The sequence below is a fragment of the Corynebacterium suedekumii genome, assembly GCF_030252185.1.
GTDB classification, from domain to species: domain Bacteria; phylum Actinomycetota; class Actinomycetes; order Mycobacteriales; family Mycobacteriaceae; genus Corynebacterium; species Corynebacterium suedekumii.
Window position 1 is genome coordinate 2521281 of record NZ_CP126970.1, and the last position, 13237, is coordinate 2534517.

The following is a 13237-nucleotide window of genomic DNA, read 5'->3' on the forward strand; positions in this document are numbered from 1 at the left end:
GCTTCATGAGGCTGGAGGCTGCCGATGCCGGGTCGTAGACAGCCATGGTCAGGAACGGTCCTGCCAGGCGCAGGCGGCAGAGACCCCGGGCTCGGTCGGCCCCTCCGATGAGGTGCCGTACCAGTACGAGTTGTCCGGCAGCGCGGCCACCACGGCCTGGGTCGCCTCCCGCAGCGGCAGGCCAGAGGTGCCGTTGATGATCACCCGGTGCAGCGCCTCCACCACCGGCTGATGCCCCTCGACCTGCTCGAACTGGGTGACCAGCATGTTGTCGGGCTCGCAGGTGAGGTCGACGACGTCACCGTGGATGCTGGTGACGGTGTACCCGGACGCGGCCAGGGCGGCCGGCAGTCCGTGCGCGAGCTGCTGCCACTCCGCGGGGCGGATGAGCAGGTTGAGGTCGGTGGAGATGGTACGGGGCGCGGGGGTCGTCGCGGGGGTCATGGCACCACGGTACGCGGGCTCAGGGGCATTCGAGCAGGGGGATGAATCGGGAGGCCGCACCGGGCCACCTGGTTGATACCCGTACCCGAATGCCCGTCCTCACCTGCCCGAGTCCAACACCGCCTGGTCCTGCGGGGTCAGGGCGACGTGGTTGAGCAGCTCGGGGCGGACGGCCTGCGTGCGCAGCAGGGCCTGATCGCGGCGCCACCGGTCGACGAGTGCGTGGTTGCCGGAGAACAGCACCGGCGGGACCTCGAGCCCGCGCCACACCCGGGGTTTGGTGTACGAGGGTCCCTCGAGCAGGCCGTCGGAGAAGCTGTCCTCCTCGTGGCTGCGCCGGTTGCCCAGGACGCCCGGGATGAGGCGGACGATGGCCTCGGCGATGACGAGCACGGCGACTTCCCCGCCGATGAGGACGTAGTCGCCGATGGAGACCTCGCGGACCCGGTAGCGCTGGGCGGCGTCGTCGACGACGCGCTGGTCAATACCTTCGTAGCGCCCGCAGGCGAAGACGATGTGCTCCTCGTTCGACCAGGCCTGGGCGTCCGCCTGGGTGAAGGGCTGTCCGGCCGGGGTGGGGACAATGAGCAGGGGAAGGTCGGAGTCCTCCCCCGATTCATAGGTCCGGGCAGCCACGCCCTCGATGTCATCGTGGCGGGGTTTGGCCAGGTGCGGGAGGGAGCTGTCCAGGACCTGGCCTTCGGCGGTGCCGGCGGCGACGTCGTCAAGCGCCGGGCCCCAGACCTCGGGCTTCATCACCATGCCGGGTCCACCGCCGTAGGGGGAATCGTCGACGGACTTGTGCACGTCGGTGGCCCAGCCGCGCAGGTCGTGGACGCCGACGGTGAGGATGCCCTGCTCGATGGCCTTGCCCAGCAGGGCGTGGCGCAGCGGGTCGAGGTACTCGGGGAAGATGGTGACGACGTCGAGTCTCACAGGTCCAGCAGTCCTTCCGGCGGCGTGATCACGATCGCCTCATTGTCCACGTCGACGATCGGCACGATGGCGTGGACGAACGGCACCAGCGCCTGACCGCCGTTGTCCAGTGCGACCTCGAGCAGCCGCTGCGCCGGGCCGCGGACGACGCCGATGATCTCACCGATGTCCTCGGGTTCCGGCTGCGCCCCCTCGTAGGCTCGCGCGTGCGCCTCCTCCTCGGTGACGTCACCGACGTTGAGCACGCGCAGGCCGACGAGCTCATGGTCGTAGTAGGCGTCCTCGTCCTCGTCGACCACCGGCGGGGCGAAGAATCGCACGCCACGCAGCGACTCGGCCTCCGTGCGGCCGGGGATCTCCTCGAAGGTGACCAGCAGACGCCCCTGGTGCGGGCGCACGGCCGTCACGGTCAGGGTCAGCGTCTTGCCGGTCTGCTTCCCGGTGAGCACCTCGCCGACGGCGAAACGCCCGGTCGGGTCATCTGTGGTGGGGTCGACGACGATCTCGCCGCGCACGCCGTGGGGCTTGATCACCCGCCCGATCTGCACATCATTCTCAGTCACGCACCCGATGCTAGCCGGTAGCCTCGAGGCCATGAGCGATGCCCACGTCCCCGTCAACTCCCCCGCCACCTTCGGCGAGGCCGAGGTGCACGATTCCGATGCGATGACCACCCTCTCGCTTCTCGACATCGCCCCCTCCCCCGCCCCGCAGCGACCCCGCCCGGCGGTGCAGCGCCTGCTGCAGGGGGACGGCGCCAACCTCATCGTGTTCACCTTCGCCCCGGGCCAGTCCCTGCCGGACCACCGGGCCGCGCACCCCATCACCGTGCAGTGCCTGTCCGGATCCCTCGAGTTCACCTGCGGGGACCAGACCGCTCCGTTGGATCCGGGTGTGGTCATCCATCTGCGGGAGCACATCACCCACCGGGTGGACTGTCCCGCCGACGCCCCGGACGAGGCGAACGTCCTCCTGGTGACGATGCTCACCGGCGAACGCCACTGACCCTCGCCGGACTGTGCCGGATCCGCGCATCTGCGCAGCGACCTCCGTGAATCCGCAGGTCAGATTTCGGGCCGCCGGCAAGATGCGCGGATCTGTACGTTGCCCGTGCCGGATCCGCGCATCTGGCAGACCCGGCCCGCGGCCACCTGCGGTGATACCGGGCGGCCGCGGACAGATGCGCGAATCTGGCACCCGGTTACACGCCCAGTGCCTCCGCGAGCTCGCGCGTGATCACCTCGAGGCGGGCACGGCCCTCCTCCTGCGAGGAGGCGACGACCTCGAGGTAGCACTTGAGCTTCGGCTCAGTGCCGGAGGGGCGGGCGATGATCCGGTCGTCGGCGTCGGTGACCATGGCCAGTCCCGGGGTGCCGGGCAGGCCGAGGTAACCGAGGGAGAGGTCGTCGATACGGAAGACGTTCGAGCCGGCGAACTGCTTCGGCGCCTCGGCGGCCAGGCGCTCCAGTGCGGCGGCGATGTCGGCCGGGTCCGCCATCCGGATGGTCAGCGGGGCGGTGACGTACCAGCCGTACTGCCTGCCGATCTCGGCGAGGAACTCCCCCAGGTCGATCCGGGCCGCGAGGTCGGCGACGCGCAGGCAGGCGGTGATGCCGTCCTTGTCGCGGACGAACTCCGGGTCGGTGCAGTAGCCGAGAGCCTCCTCGTAACCGAAGATCAGGCCCGGGGTGCGGCCGATCCACTTGAAGCCGGTGAGGGTGGGCTGGAAGTCCAGGCCGTGGTGCTCGGCGATGCGGGCCAGCAGCCGGGAGGAGACGATGGAGCTGGCCAGGGTTCCGGCGTCATGCCGTCGGGCGGCGTCCTCACCGAGGAGGCCGCCGACCTGGTCGCCGGTCAGCTGGACCCAGCGGCCATCGATCGGGACGGCGACGGAGCAGCGGTCGGCGTCCGGGTCCAGTGCCAGGATGAGCCGGGCCCCTTCACGTTCGGCGGTGGCGATGGCCAGGTCGAGGGCGCCGTCCTCCTCGGGGTTGGGGAAGGCGACGGTCGGGAAGTCGGGGTCAGGGGCGAACTGCTCGGCCACGGGGATGACGCGGGTGAAGCCGGCGCGTTCGAGGACGGTGCGCAGGACCTCACCGCCGACGCCGTGCATGGCGGTGATGACGATCGGCAGATCCCGATCCTCAGACGGCACCAGGGACACGGCGCGCGCGAGATAGTCGTCGAGGACGTCGACGGGCGTGACGCCGTCGGTCGACCTGGGGACCTCGTCGGCCCAGCCGGCCTCGGCGATGAGCGCCGCGATCTCCTTGTCAGCCGGGGAGATGAGCTGGACACCGGCCTCGTTGTCCCCTGCCACGACCCGGCCGCCGAGGTAGACCTTGTAGCCGTTGTCCTGGGGCGGGTTGTGGGAGGCGGTGACCATGACGCCGGCGTCGGCGCCCAGGTGGCGCACGGCGAACGCGGTGACCGGGGTGGGCAGCTGGGCCGGCAGGAGGATGACCTCGCAGCCGGCGGCGGCGAGCACCTCGGCGGTGGCGCGCTGGAAGTCGGCGGAGCGGTGGCGGGCGTCGCAGCTGACGACCACCTTCGGCCGGGAGACCTTGGACAGCAGCCAGGCCCCCAGCCCGGCGGAGGCGCGGGTGACGGTGGCGATGTTCATCGCGGATTCGCCGCCGGCGATGGGGCCGCGCAGGCCGGCGGTGCCGAACTCGAGGGGGCCGGCGAAGCGTTCGGCGAGGGCGGGGGACGCGGCGTCGATAAGCTCCTGGATCTCGGCGCGGGTGGTCGGATCGGGGTCGTGGTCCACCCAGTCCTGTGGGTTCACTTCACGCCCTCCAGGACGGCCGCGGAGGAGGAGCAGCCGAGGCGGGTGGCGCCGGCGTCGAGCATGGCCAGGGCCGTGTCGGTGTCGCGGATGCCGCCGGAGGCCTTGATGCCCAGGCGACCGCCGACGGCCTCGTGCATGAGGGTGATGGCGTGGACGGAGGCGCCGCCGGCCGGGTGGAAGCCGGTGGAGGTCTTGACGTAGTCGGCGCCGGCGCGCTCGGCGGCGAGGCAGCACTGGGTGATCTGCTCGTCGGACAGGGCGGCGGTCTCGAGGATGACCTTGAGCAGGGTGTCCGGGATGGCGTCGCGGACGGCGCGAATGTCGGCCTCGACGGCGTCGAAGTCGTCGCGCACGGCATTGGCGATGTTGATGACCATGTCCACCTCATCCGCTCCCTGTCGGGCGGAGAGGGCGGCCTCGGCGGCCTTGATCTCGGGCTGGACGGCTCCGGAGGGGAAGCCGCAGACGGTGGCGACCTTGACACTCTCGGGCGCGGAGACCGGCAGGAGGGACGGGGAGACGCAGACGGAGTAGGTGCCCAGGTCGGCGGCCTCGGCGATGAGGTCGGCGACCTGTTCGGGGGTGGACTCGGGCTTGAGCAGGGTGTGGTCGATGGTCTGGGCCAGTTCAGTGCGGTTCATGGTGGGTCCTTCTAGCTGATGCGGTCGTGGATGAGGGTGCGGGCTGCGGGGGCGGTCTCGCCGATGGTGATGCCGGGGAGGACGGATTCGAGGGCGCGGTCGAAGCGCTCGGGGGTCTCGGTGTGCAGGGTCATGAGCTTCTGGCCCCTGGTCACCTTGTCGCCGAGGACGGCGTGGAGTTCGATGCCGGCGGTGGCCTGCACGGGGTCCTCCTTGCGGGCGCGGCCGGCACCGAGGCGCCAGGAGCCGACGCCGACGGCGAGGGCGTCGAGCTCGGTGAGGTAGCCGTCGTGTTCGGCGAGGACGTCATGGGTGTGCGGGGCGACGGGCAGCGGGGCGTCCGGGTCGCCTCCCTGGGCGGCGATCATCTTCTTCCACGAGTCCATGGCGCGGCCGTCCTTGAGGGCGGCTTCGACGTCGGCGTCGTGGACCCCGGCGAGGTCGAGCATGTTCCGGGCGAGTTCGCAGGTGAGCTCGATGATGTCGGCGGGACCACCGCCGGCGAGGACCTCGACGGATTCGCGGACCTCGAGTGAGTTGCCGATGCAGCGGCCGAGCGGGGTGGTCATGTCGGTGATCAGGGCCCGGGTGTTCACGCCGGCGTCGGTGCCCAGGTCGACCATGGTGCGGGCGAGTTCGCGGGCGGTGTCGAGATCCTTCATGAAGGCGCCGGAGCCGACCTTGACGTCGAGGACGAGGGCGGCGGTGCCCTCGGCGATCTTCTTGGACATGATCGAGCTGGCGATGAGCGGGATGCTGTCGACGGTGGAGGTGATGTCGCGCAGGGCGTAGAGCTTCTTGTCGGCGGGGGCCAGGCCGGCGCCCGCGGCGGCGACGACGGCGCCGGAGTCCTCGAGGATCTGCATCATGCGGTCGTTGGGGACGTCGGCCTGCCAGCCGGGGATGGCCTCGAGTTTGTCCAGGGTGCCGCCGGTGTGGCCGAGTCCGCGGCCGGAGAGCTGCGGGACGGCGACGCCGAAGGCGGAGACGAGCGGGCCGAGCGGCAGGGTGATCTTGTCGCCCACCCCACCGGTGGAGTGCTTGTCGGTGGTGGGTTTGGACAGGGTGGCGAAGCTCATGGTCTCGCCGGAGTCGATCATCGCCTGCGTCCACCGGGCGATCTCGGCGCGGGTCATGCCGTTGAGGAAGATGGCCATGTTGAGGGCGGCCATCTGTTCGTCGCCGACCTGTCCGCGGGTGTAGGCGTCGATGATCCAGTCGATCTGGGCGTGGGAGAGTTCACCCCCGTCGCGTTTGGTGCGGATGACGTCGACGGCGTCGAAGGATTCGGGGGCCACGGGGTTCTCCTATGATCGGGATGAATGTGTGTGACAGTGTGTGACAGTGTGTGATCTGGGCTACTTGCACTGGATCCTATGACCCGATTATCATCACGGGTAGAACAATTGTCAACCAACATTTTTTCTTTTGTTCCCGCCTCATGGTTGCCCCTCAAGAAAGGACCCGGCCATGACCACACTCAGTGACACTGAGCTTCTCGACGCCGCCCGCCGCGCCGCCGAGCACGCCTACGTGCCGTACAGCTCATTCCCCGTCGGCGCCGCCGTCCTCACCGACGACGGCACCCTCTTCACTGGCTGCAACGTCGAGAACGCCGCGTACGGTGAGGCCATCTGCGCCGAACGCAACGCCGTGACCACGATGATCGCCGCAGGTGAATCCCCGAAGGTGGCCACCGTCGCCGTCATCGGACTCAAGGCCGCCCCCTGCTGGCCCTGCGGCGCCTGCCGCCAGGTGCTGCGCGAGTTCCACTGCGACCGCGTCATCGTCGAAGGCGAGGACGGCCAGCCCGTCAGCCTGCCCTTCGACCAGATCCTGCCGAACTCCTTCGGCCCCGACGCACTCGAGGCGAGGTAGCCGTCATGGACAGATTCCAGGGACTCATCGGTATCGCGCTCATCTTCGCGGTGGTCATCCTGCTCTCCGAGCACCGCAAGAAGATCAACTGGCGCACCCTCGGCGTGGGCCTGCTCATGCAGATCGCCTTCGCCCTCCTCGTGCTCAAATGGGAGCCCGGCTTCCAGGCGCTGCGCTGGACCGCGGACGTCATCCAGAAGCTCATCGACTTCACCGCCGAGGGCACGTCCTTCGTCTTCGGCCCGCTGTTCGGTGAGAACATCGGCTTCGTCTTCGCCCTCAACGTGCTGCCCGTCATCATCTTCCTCGGTGCGATCATCGGCGCCCTGTACTACCTGCGCATCCTGCAGTGGTTCGTGGAGATCGTCGGCACGGTGCTCAACAAACTGCTGGGCACCTCCAAGGTCGAGTCGGTGTGGGCGTCGACGGTCATCTTCCTCGGCCAGTCCGAGGCGCCGCTGGTCATCCGCCCGTGGCTGCCCAAGCTCACCCGTTCCGAGCTCTACGCCTGCATGACCGGTGGCTTCGCCTCCGTCGCCGGCTCCACCCTCATCGGCTACTCGCTGCTCGGCGCCCCGCTGCCGTTCCTGCTCGCCGCCTCCGTCATGAACGCCCCCGGCTCGCTCATCATGGCCAAGGCGCTCATCCCGGAAACCGAGGTCTCCGTCGCCTCCGCGGACGTGCGCCACGTGCGCGACGAGGAGAACAAGAACATCATCGACGCCCTCGGTTCCGGCGCCATGGCCGGTGGCCGCATCGCCGTCACCGTCGCCGCGATGCTCATCGCCTTCGTCGCGCTGATCGCCATGCTCTCGGCGATGCTCGGCGGCATCGGCAACATCTTCGGCCAGGAGAACTGGTCGCTCGAGGGCCTGTTCGGCCTCATCTTCTCCCCGCTCGCCTGGGCTCTCGGCGTGCCGTGGGAGGAGGCCAACCTGGTCGGTAACTTCATCGGCCAGAAGACGATCCTCAACGAGTTCGTCGGCTACACGTCCTTTTCCGAGTACGTGGACACCCTCAGCCCGAAGGCCGTGATGATCTCCACCTTCGCGCTCGCGGGCTTCGCCAACTTCTCCTCCATCGCCATCCAGATCGGCGCCTTCGGTTCGCTGGTCCCCGAGCGGCGGTCGGATGTCGCGCAGCTCGGCCTCCGGGCCCTGTTCGCCGGCTTCCTCACCAACATGCTCAACGCCGCCATCGTCGGCGTGGTCGCCTTCTGACCCCTCGCTTATCGACGCCCCCGGACCCCACGGTCCGGGGGTCTCGTCGTTCTCAGCCCTCGAGGATCGTGCGCGCCGTGTCCGCGTCGATGACCAGGTGCGAGGCCAGGCCCATCCGCAGAGCGGTGTCGATGGCCTCGGCCTTGTCCACTCCCCCGGCCACGAGGATCCGGGTGGGCCGGCTAGCCAGCTCGGTCAGGGAGATGCCCACCGTCCGGTCGTTGACACTCGGCAGCGCCACCTCACCGTCGCGGGTGAAAAAGCGCGAACACGCATCCCCCACCGCCCGGTCCACCAGCTGGGCGGTCTCCTCCTCGGAGAGGTACCCCATGGTCAGCGGCAGCGACTCCCGGGTGGTGGCACCGACGGTGAAGATGACCACGTCCGTGCGCCGGCCCAGTTCCAGCAGGTGGGCGATGTGACGGTCCTGCTCGACGATGCGCTTGGCCGCCACGTTGTCGAAGATGACCGGCAGCGGCAGGGTCCGCGCATAGGCGTCGAAGGCACGGCAGAACAGGTTGATCGTCTCGATGTCGTTCGTCGAGGACTGCGTGTAGCTCAGACCTCCCTTGAGCTGGACGATCTCCACCCCCTGATGCGCCCGGTGGTGCAGCGACTTGGCCACCGAGTACATGGTGTTGCCCCAGGACACCCCGACCAGCTGACCGTCCTGGACGTGCTCCTCCAGGATCATCGCCCCCATGCGACCGAGCTCACGGAGCAGATCATCGTCCCGCTTGCGGGCGACCTCGACCACGCGTACCTCGACGAGCCCGAAGGAGGAGTAGCGCGATCTCAGTCGTTCCGCCAGCTCGCCGCCCATCTCCCGCGGATCGTGGATCTCCACGGTGACATAGCCACGTTCGCGGGCGTGCTGGAGCAGTTTCGCGGCCGTCGGCCGGGACACCCCGATCTCCGCGGCGACCTCCGCCTGGCTCATCTCCGACTCGTAGTAGAGCTTCGCCGCTCGAAGTGCCTGCTCATCTCTACTATCCATGTCCGGAATCCTAGCAGCGCCCAGGCCCCGGACACGAAAAAAAAACCGCACCCGGTGGGGTGCGGTTTCCTCAGACCCGGAAATTACTCCGCAGCCTTCTCCTCGGACTCGGTCTCGGCGGCGTCCTCGGTGGCCTCTGCGGCGTCAGCCTCGGCAGCCTCGGCAGCCTCAGCGGCCTCGGCAGCCTTGGCCTCTTCGGCGGCAGCCTTCTCGGCGGCCTCCTTCTCAGCCTGGGCCTTGGCCTCGGCCTCTTCCTTGGCCTTGCGCTTCTTCTCGGTGATGTCCTCGACGGACGGGCCGTCGTTGGCCTCGGCGAGAGCCTGGTTGAACAGGTCGAGCTTGGACGGCTTCTCCTCGGCCACCTTGAGGGTGCCCTCGGCACCGTCGATGCCCTTGAACTTCTGCCAGTCGCCGGTCACCTTGAGCAGGGCCAGGACGGGCTCGGTCGGCTGGGCGCCGACGGACAGCCAGTGCTGGGCACGCTCGGAGTCGATCTTGATCAGGGACGGCTCCTGCTTCGGCTCGTAGATGCCGATGTTCTCGATGACCTTGCCGTCGCGGCGGGTGCGGGCGTCGGCGATAACCACGCGGTAGTGCGGGGTACGGATCTTGCCGAGGCGCTGGAGCTTGATCTTGACAGCCATGTTGGCTCCTTCATGTGAGTCACTGGGCAGTTCAGTCACCCGCCTTGTGCCGGCGGGCCGGTTCAACCCTTGGTTTCACCTGCGTGTGACGTGTCCGGTCGACCGTGGTCGGTGGCGGCGCTACGCAGGAACCCGGACAACTATACCGGCTGGTCCGCCCGATCCGAAATCCGCCGTCTCGGCAGTGCCCGGGGAGGTCACGGCACGACCGTCACGATGAACCCGCCGCAGTCGTCGGCCGTCCACCAGTCCGCGGGGATCGCCGACCGGGGCAGGTCGGTCCCGTACGGCTCATTGCCCTCCTGCACGAGCCACATCGTCAGCACGTCCGCCTGGTCTCCGGAGCGGGTGAACACGAAGGCATCCACTCCGAACTCCCGGGCTGCCGCGTCCACGCCGTCCCGGGCGAGCACGTCGATGAACTCCTTCTGCACCGCCAGATCACGGTGCGGGTTGGTGTACTCGACCACCGGTGCCGACACCGTCCACACCGGTGCCTACGCCGCCAGCAGCATGTCCGTGGACGCCACCGTCAATCCGGCCAGATCATCGTCGCCGGTCCCCTCCTGCAGACAGCGCACCACCTCACGCGTGTGACCTGCCCCGGCACTCGCCTTGGCCCCCTCGATCTCCGTCGCCAGTTCCCCCGGCACCGCCTGCAGCAGGACCGTGCCGATGATCGCCGTGATGACGGCCGGGACACTCCACCTGCTCCCCGCCCCGGGGCCGGTCTCCGCCACCGCATGCCGGCCGGCGTCGACCCGGGCCTGCCCCCCGGCTGCCGGCAGGGTGCCGGCACCGTGGACCGCCGCGGCGGCCAGGGCCAGGAAGAGCACCGGGATTCCCCGGAACGCCAGCAGCGTGGGGTCGGTGGCCAGGTGGACCACCGCACTGAGCACGTACCAGGCGGCCACGGCGGCCACCGCCACGAACGCCGCCTTCATCACCGGATGGCGGTCATGGAGCAGGGCGATGGCGACGAGTCCGGCGGCCGCGAGCATCATCCAGGGCACGGGCTGCTGGAGGGCGGTGGCCAGGGAGGCACCGACCATCGGGTTGTACCCGGCCGCGGCATTTCCGTGCCCCGCCCCGGCACCGTCATAGGTGAGAAAGCCCCACCACCACGGCGCGGCGATGACGGCGGCGGCCACCGCGCCGACGGCCGTCACCACGGCCGCGGAACGCCAGTGGATCCGCCCGTGATGCAGGAGCAGGGCGATGACCACCACGAGGGCCGCGAAGAGAGCGGCCAACGTGTACATGGACAGCGCGACGCCGGCGATGAGCCCCGCGAGGAGGCCGACGACGATGAGCTGGCGGCGGGTGTGGGTGTGGTGGTCATCCAGCACCCGGAACAGCAGCAGGATCAGCGGCAGCGACTGGGCCAGGAGCACCCAGGAGTACGGCTCATAGGCGGCGAAGGCGGTCCCCACGACGGCGGTGGTGAGGGCGTGGATGCCGGGCCGCTCGACCCGGGCTGCGATCCACAACAGGTAGTTGACCGTGACCGCCACCGCCATGGTGGCCAGGTTGTAGAAGGCGTACAGGTCGATGACCTCGTACCCGGTGACGGCGGACAGTCGGCCCAGCCCCCAGAACCACAGCCCGGGGTAGTAGGACGGCAGATCCGAGAAGTAGGTGTCCACCGGGGTCCAGTAGGCGGAGTACTTCTCGGCCAGGGCCAGGCGGAAGGACTGGTCCCCCTGCGTGCCGTTGAGATAGCGTCCGGTCCCGCGGAGCTGGGCGGCCAACGGGAGGGTGGCCGCCACCTGCAGTGCGAGAATCCGCAGTCCGTGGGCCACCAGGGGCCGATGCCCCCACCGGCGGTGCGCCGTGTCCGCCCCGGTCCACAGCGCCAGGATGACCACCACCGTCAGGGTGATGGTCATCGCCGACGTGGCCGCCGTCACCGGGGCCGGTGCGGGCAGGATGACGGAGCCGACGAGCCAGGTGAAGAGGGCGGCGCTGAGCAACCCGAGGACCACCCCGGTCAGCGTCTGCCTCGTCCACACTCCGCTCTCCCCCGGTCCGGGCTACTTCTTTCCGCCCTGACCGAAGTCGAGGTTGTCCAGGTCGATGTTCTCAAATCCCTTGGGCATCTTCGGCATGCCCGGGATCTTCGGCATTCCCGGCATGCCGCCGCCGGCGCCACCCATCTGCTCCTGGAGCTTCTGCAGCTGGGCCATGTCGGGCATGCCCCCGCCCGGCATGCCCGGCATACCACCGGGCAGCTGCGGCTGGGTCGGCTTGTTCTTCACCGGCTTGCGCTTGCCGCCCTTGCCCTTGCGGCCCTTGGGCTTCTTCTTCGTGGCGGAGCGGTTCATGCCGCCGCCGGGCATGCCGAACTGGCCGGCCATCTTGCCCATCATCTTCTTGGCCTCGAAGAAGCGCTCGACGAGCTGGTTGACGTCGCTGACGGCCACACCGGAGCCGGCAGCGATGCGCTTGCGGCGGGAGGCGTTGAGGATCTTCGGGTCCTCGCGCTCGGCGGGGGTCATGCCGCGGATGATGGCCTGGATGCGGTCGAGCTGCTTCTCGTCGACCATGTCGGCCATCTCGTTCATCTGCTTGCCGCCGGGCAGCATCTTCAGCAGGTTGCCGATCGGCCCCATGCGTCGGATCATGAGCATCTGGTCGAGGAAGTCCTCCAGCGTCAGCTCACCGGAGCCGAGCTTCATGGCGGTCTCCTCGGCCTTCTGCTGGTCGAGGATGCCCTCGGCCTGCTCGATGAGGCTGAGGACGTCGCCCATGCCGAGGATGCGGCTGGCCATGCGCTCGGGGTGGAAGACGTCGAAGTCCTCGAGCTTCTCACCGGTGGAGGCGAACATGATCGGCTTGCCGGTGACCTCACGGATCGACAGGGCGGCGCCACCGCGGGCGTCGCCGTCGAGCTTGGTCAGGACGACACCGGTGAAGTCGACGCCGTCGCGGAAGGCCTCGGCGGTGGTGACCGCGTCCTGGCCGATCATGGCGTCGATGACGAAGAGGACCTCGTCGGGGTTGACGGCGTCGCGGATGTTGCGTGCCTGGGTCATCAGCGTCTCGTCGATGCCGAGACGGCCCGCGGTGTCGACGATGACGACGTCGTGCTGGGTGCGGCGGGCTTCGTCGATACCCCGCTTCGCGACGTCCACCGGGTCACCGTGCGAGGTCCCCATCTCGTGCTCGTGGGAGTCGATGGAGGTGCCGGGGTCGGGCGCGAAGGTGGGCACACCGGCGCGCTCGCCGACGATCTGCAGCTGCTGGACAGCGCCTGGGCGCTGCAGGTCACAGGCCACGAGCATGGGGGTGTGGCCCTGCTTGGTCAGGTGCTTGGCCAACTTGCCGGCGAGGGTGGTCTTACCGGCACCCTGGAGGCCGGCGAGCATGATGACGGTGGGCGGGTTCTTGGCCAGCTGGAGTCGTCGGGTCTCGCCGCCGAGGATGTCGACGAGTTCCTCGTTGACGATCTTGACCACCTGCTGGGCGGGGTTGAGAGCCTCGGACACCTCGGCGCCGGCGGCCCGCTCCTTGATCCGCTTGATGAAGCCCCGGACAACGGTCAGCGACACATCCGCCTCGAGCAGCGCCAGGCGGATCTCCCGGGCGGTGGCGTTGATGTCCGCCTCGGTCAGCCTGCCTTTTCCGCGCAGCCCGGTGAGCGCGCCTTGGAGGCGATCGGACAGAGACTCAAACACTGGGGCACT

General features: G+C 69.1%; 14 protein-coding genes. 3 read left to right on the forward strand and 11 right to left on the reverse strand.

Annotation, left to right across the window (positions count from 1 at the left end; genetic code table 11):
* Nucleotides 1–48: 48 nt before the first annotated feature.
* The 3 genes from QP029_RS12640 to rimM form a co-directional block, all read right to left on the reverse strand.
* Nucleotides 49–444 (reverse strand): hypothetical protein, encoded by a 396-nt coding sequence (locus tag QP029_RS12640; protein WP_284874612.1) that lies wholly within the window; start codon nucleotides 442–444, stop codon nucleotides 49–51.
* Between the two features lie 99 nt (nucleotides 445–543).
* Nucleotides 544–1380, reverse strand: a complete 837-nt coding sequence (gene trmD / locus QP029_RS12645) for a tRNA (guanosine(37)-N1)-methyltransferase TrmD (RefSeq protein ID WP_284874613.1) — start codon at nucleotides 1378–1380, stop codon at nucleotides 544–546.
* Nucleotides 1377–1976 (reverse strand): ribosome maturation factor RimM, encoded by a 600-nt coding sequence (gene rimM, locus QP029_RS12650; protein ID WP_432418684.1) that lies wholly within the window; start codon nucleotides 1974–1976, stop codon nucleotides 1377–1379. Before rimM ends, trmD begins: the two co-directional genes overlap by 4 nt.
* Before the next feature lie 70 nt (nucleotides 1977–2046).
* On the opposite strand from rimM, the gene QP029_RS12655 reads away from it, so the two are divergent.
* Nucleotides 2047–2385: a cupin domain-containing protein gene (locus tag QP029_RS12655; RefSeq protein ID WP_284876254.1), complete on the forward strand. Its 339-nt coding sequence runs from the start codon at nucleotides 2047–2049 to the stop codon at nucleotides 2383–2385.
* Nucleotides 2386–2581: 196 nt separating this feature from the next.
* On the opposite strand, the gene QP029_RS12660 is transcribed toward QP029_RS12655, so the two are convergent.
* From QP029_RS12660 to QP029_RS12670, 3 genes are read right to left on the reverse strand one after another with little or no spacing between them, the layout of a single operon-like run.
* Complete coding sequence (locus QP029_RS12660) at nucleotides 2582–4168, reverse strand: phospho-sugar mutase (protein ID WP_284874615.1); 1587 nt, start codon at nucleotides 4166–4168, stop codon at nucleotides 2582–2584.
* Nucleotides 4165–4812 (reverse strand): deoxyribose-phosphate aldolase, encoded by a 648-nt coding sequence (deoC, locus tag QP029_RS12665; RefSeq protein WP_284874616.1) that lies wholly within the window; start codon nucleotides 4810–4812, stop codon nucleotides 4165–4167. The genes QP029_RS12660 and deoC overlap by 4 nt, the downstream gene beginning before the upstream one ends.
* An 11-nt stretch (nucleotides 4813–4823) precedes the next feature.
* Nucleotides 4824–6110, reverse strand: a complete 1287-nt coding sequence (locus tag QP029_RS12670; protein WP_284874617.1) for a thymidine phosphorylase — start codon at nucleotides 6108–6110, stop codon at nucleotides 4824–4826.
* Nucleotides 6111–6282: 172 nt separating this feature from the next.
* On the opposite strand from QP029_RS12670, the gene QP029_RS12675 reads away from it, so the two are divergent.
* Both QP029_RS12675 and QP029_RS12680 read left to right on the forward strand, forming a co-directional pair.
* Nucleotides 6283–6690, forward strand: a complete 408-nt coding sequence (locus QP029_RS12675; protein ID WP_284874618.1) for a cytidine deaminase — start codon at nucleotides 6283–6285, stop codon at nucleotides 6688–6690.
* A gap of 5 nt (nucleotides 6691–6695) precedes the next feature.
* On the forward strand, nucleotides 6696–7910 hold the full coding sequence (locus tag QP029_RS12680) for a NupC/NupG family nucleoside CNT transporter (RefSeq protein ID WP_284874619.1): 1215 nt from the start codon (nucleotides 6696–6698) through the stop codon (nucleotides 7908–7910).
* Between the two features lie 52 nt (nucleotides 7911–7962).
* Here the strand turns inward: QP029_RS12680 and QP029_RS12685 are convergent, their stop codons facing one another.
* The 5 genes from QP029_RS12685 to ffh form a co-directional block, all read right to left on the reverse strand.
* Nucleotides 7963–8907 carry a sugar-binding transcriptional regulator gene (locus QP029_RS12685; protein WP_284874620.1) on the reverse strand — a complete coding sequence of 315 codons (945 nt, stop codon included), beginning with the start codon at nucleotides 8905–8907 and terminating at the stop codon, nucleotides 7963–7965.
* 83 nt (nucleotides 8908–8990) lie between these two features.
* Nucleotides 8991–9551: a 30S ribosomal protein S16 gene (rpsP, locus tag QP029_RS12690; protein ID WP_284874621.1), complete on the reverse strand. Its 561-nt coding sequence runs from the start codon at nucleotides 9549–9551 to the stop codon at nucleotides 8991–8993.
* Between the two features lie 197 nt (nucleotides 9552–9748).
* Nucleotides 9749–10033, reverse strand: a complete 285-nt coding sequence (locus tag QP029_RS12695) for a hypothetical protein (protein WP_284874622.1) — start codon at nucleotides 10031–10033, stop codon at nucleotides 9749–9751.
* 15 nt (nucleotides 10034–10048) lie between these two features.
* Complete coding sequence (locus QP029_RS12700; RefSeq protein ID WP_284874623.1) at nucleotides 10049–11563, reverse strand: arabinofuranosyltransferase; 1515 nt, start codon at nucleotides 11561–11563, stop codon at nucleotides 10049–10051.
* Nucleotides 11564–11584: 21 nt separating this feature from the next.
* A complete protein-coding gene (gene ffh / locus QP029_RS12705; RefSeq protein WP_284874624.1) occupies nucleotides 11585–13228 on the reverse strand; it encodes a signal recognition particle protein in 1644 nt (547 codons plus the stop codon).
* Between the last annotated feature and the right edge of the window lie 9 nt (nucleotides 13229–13237).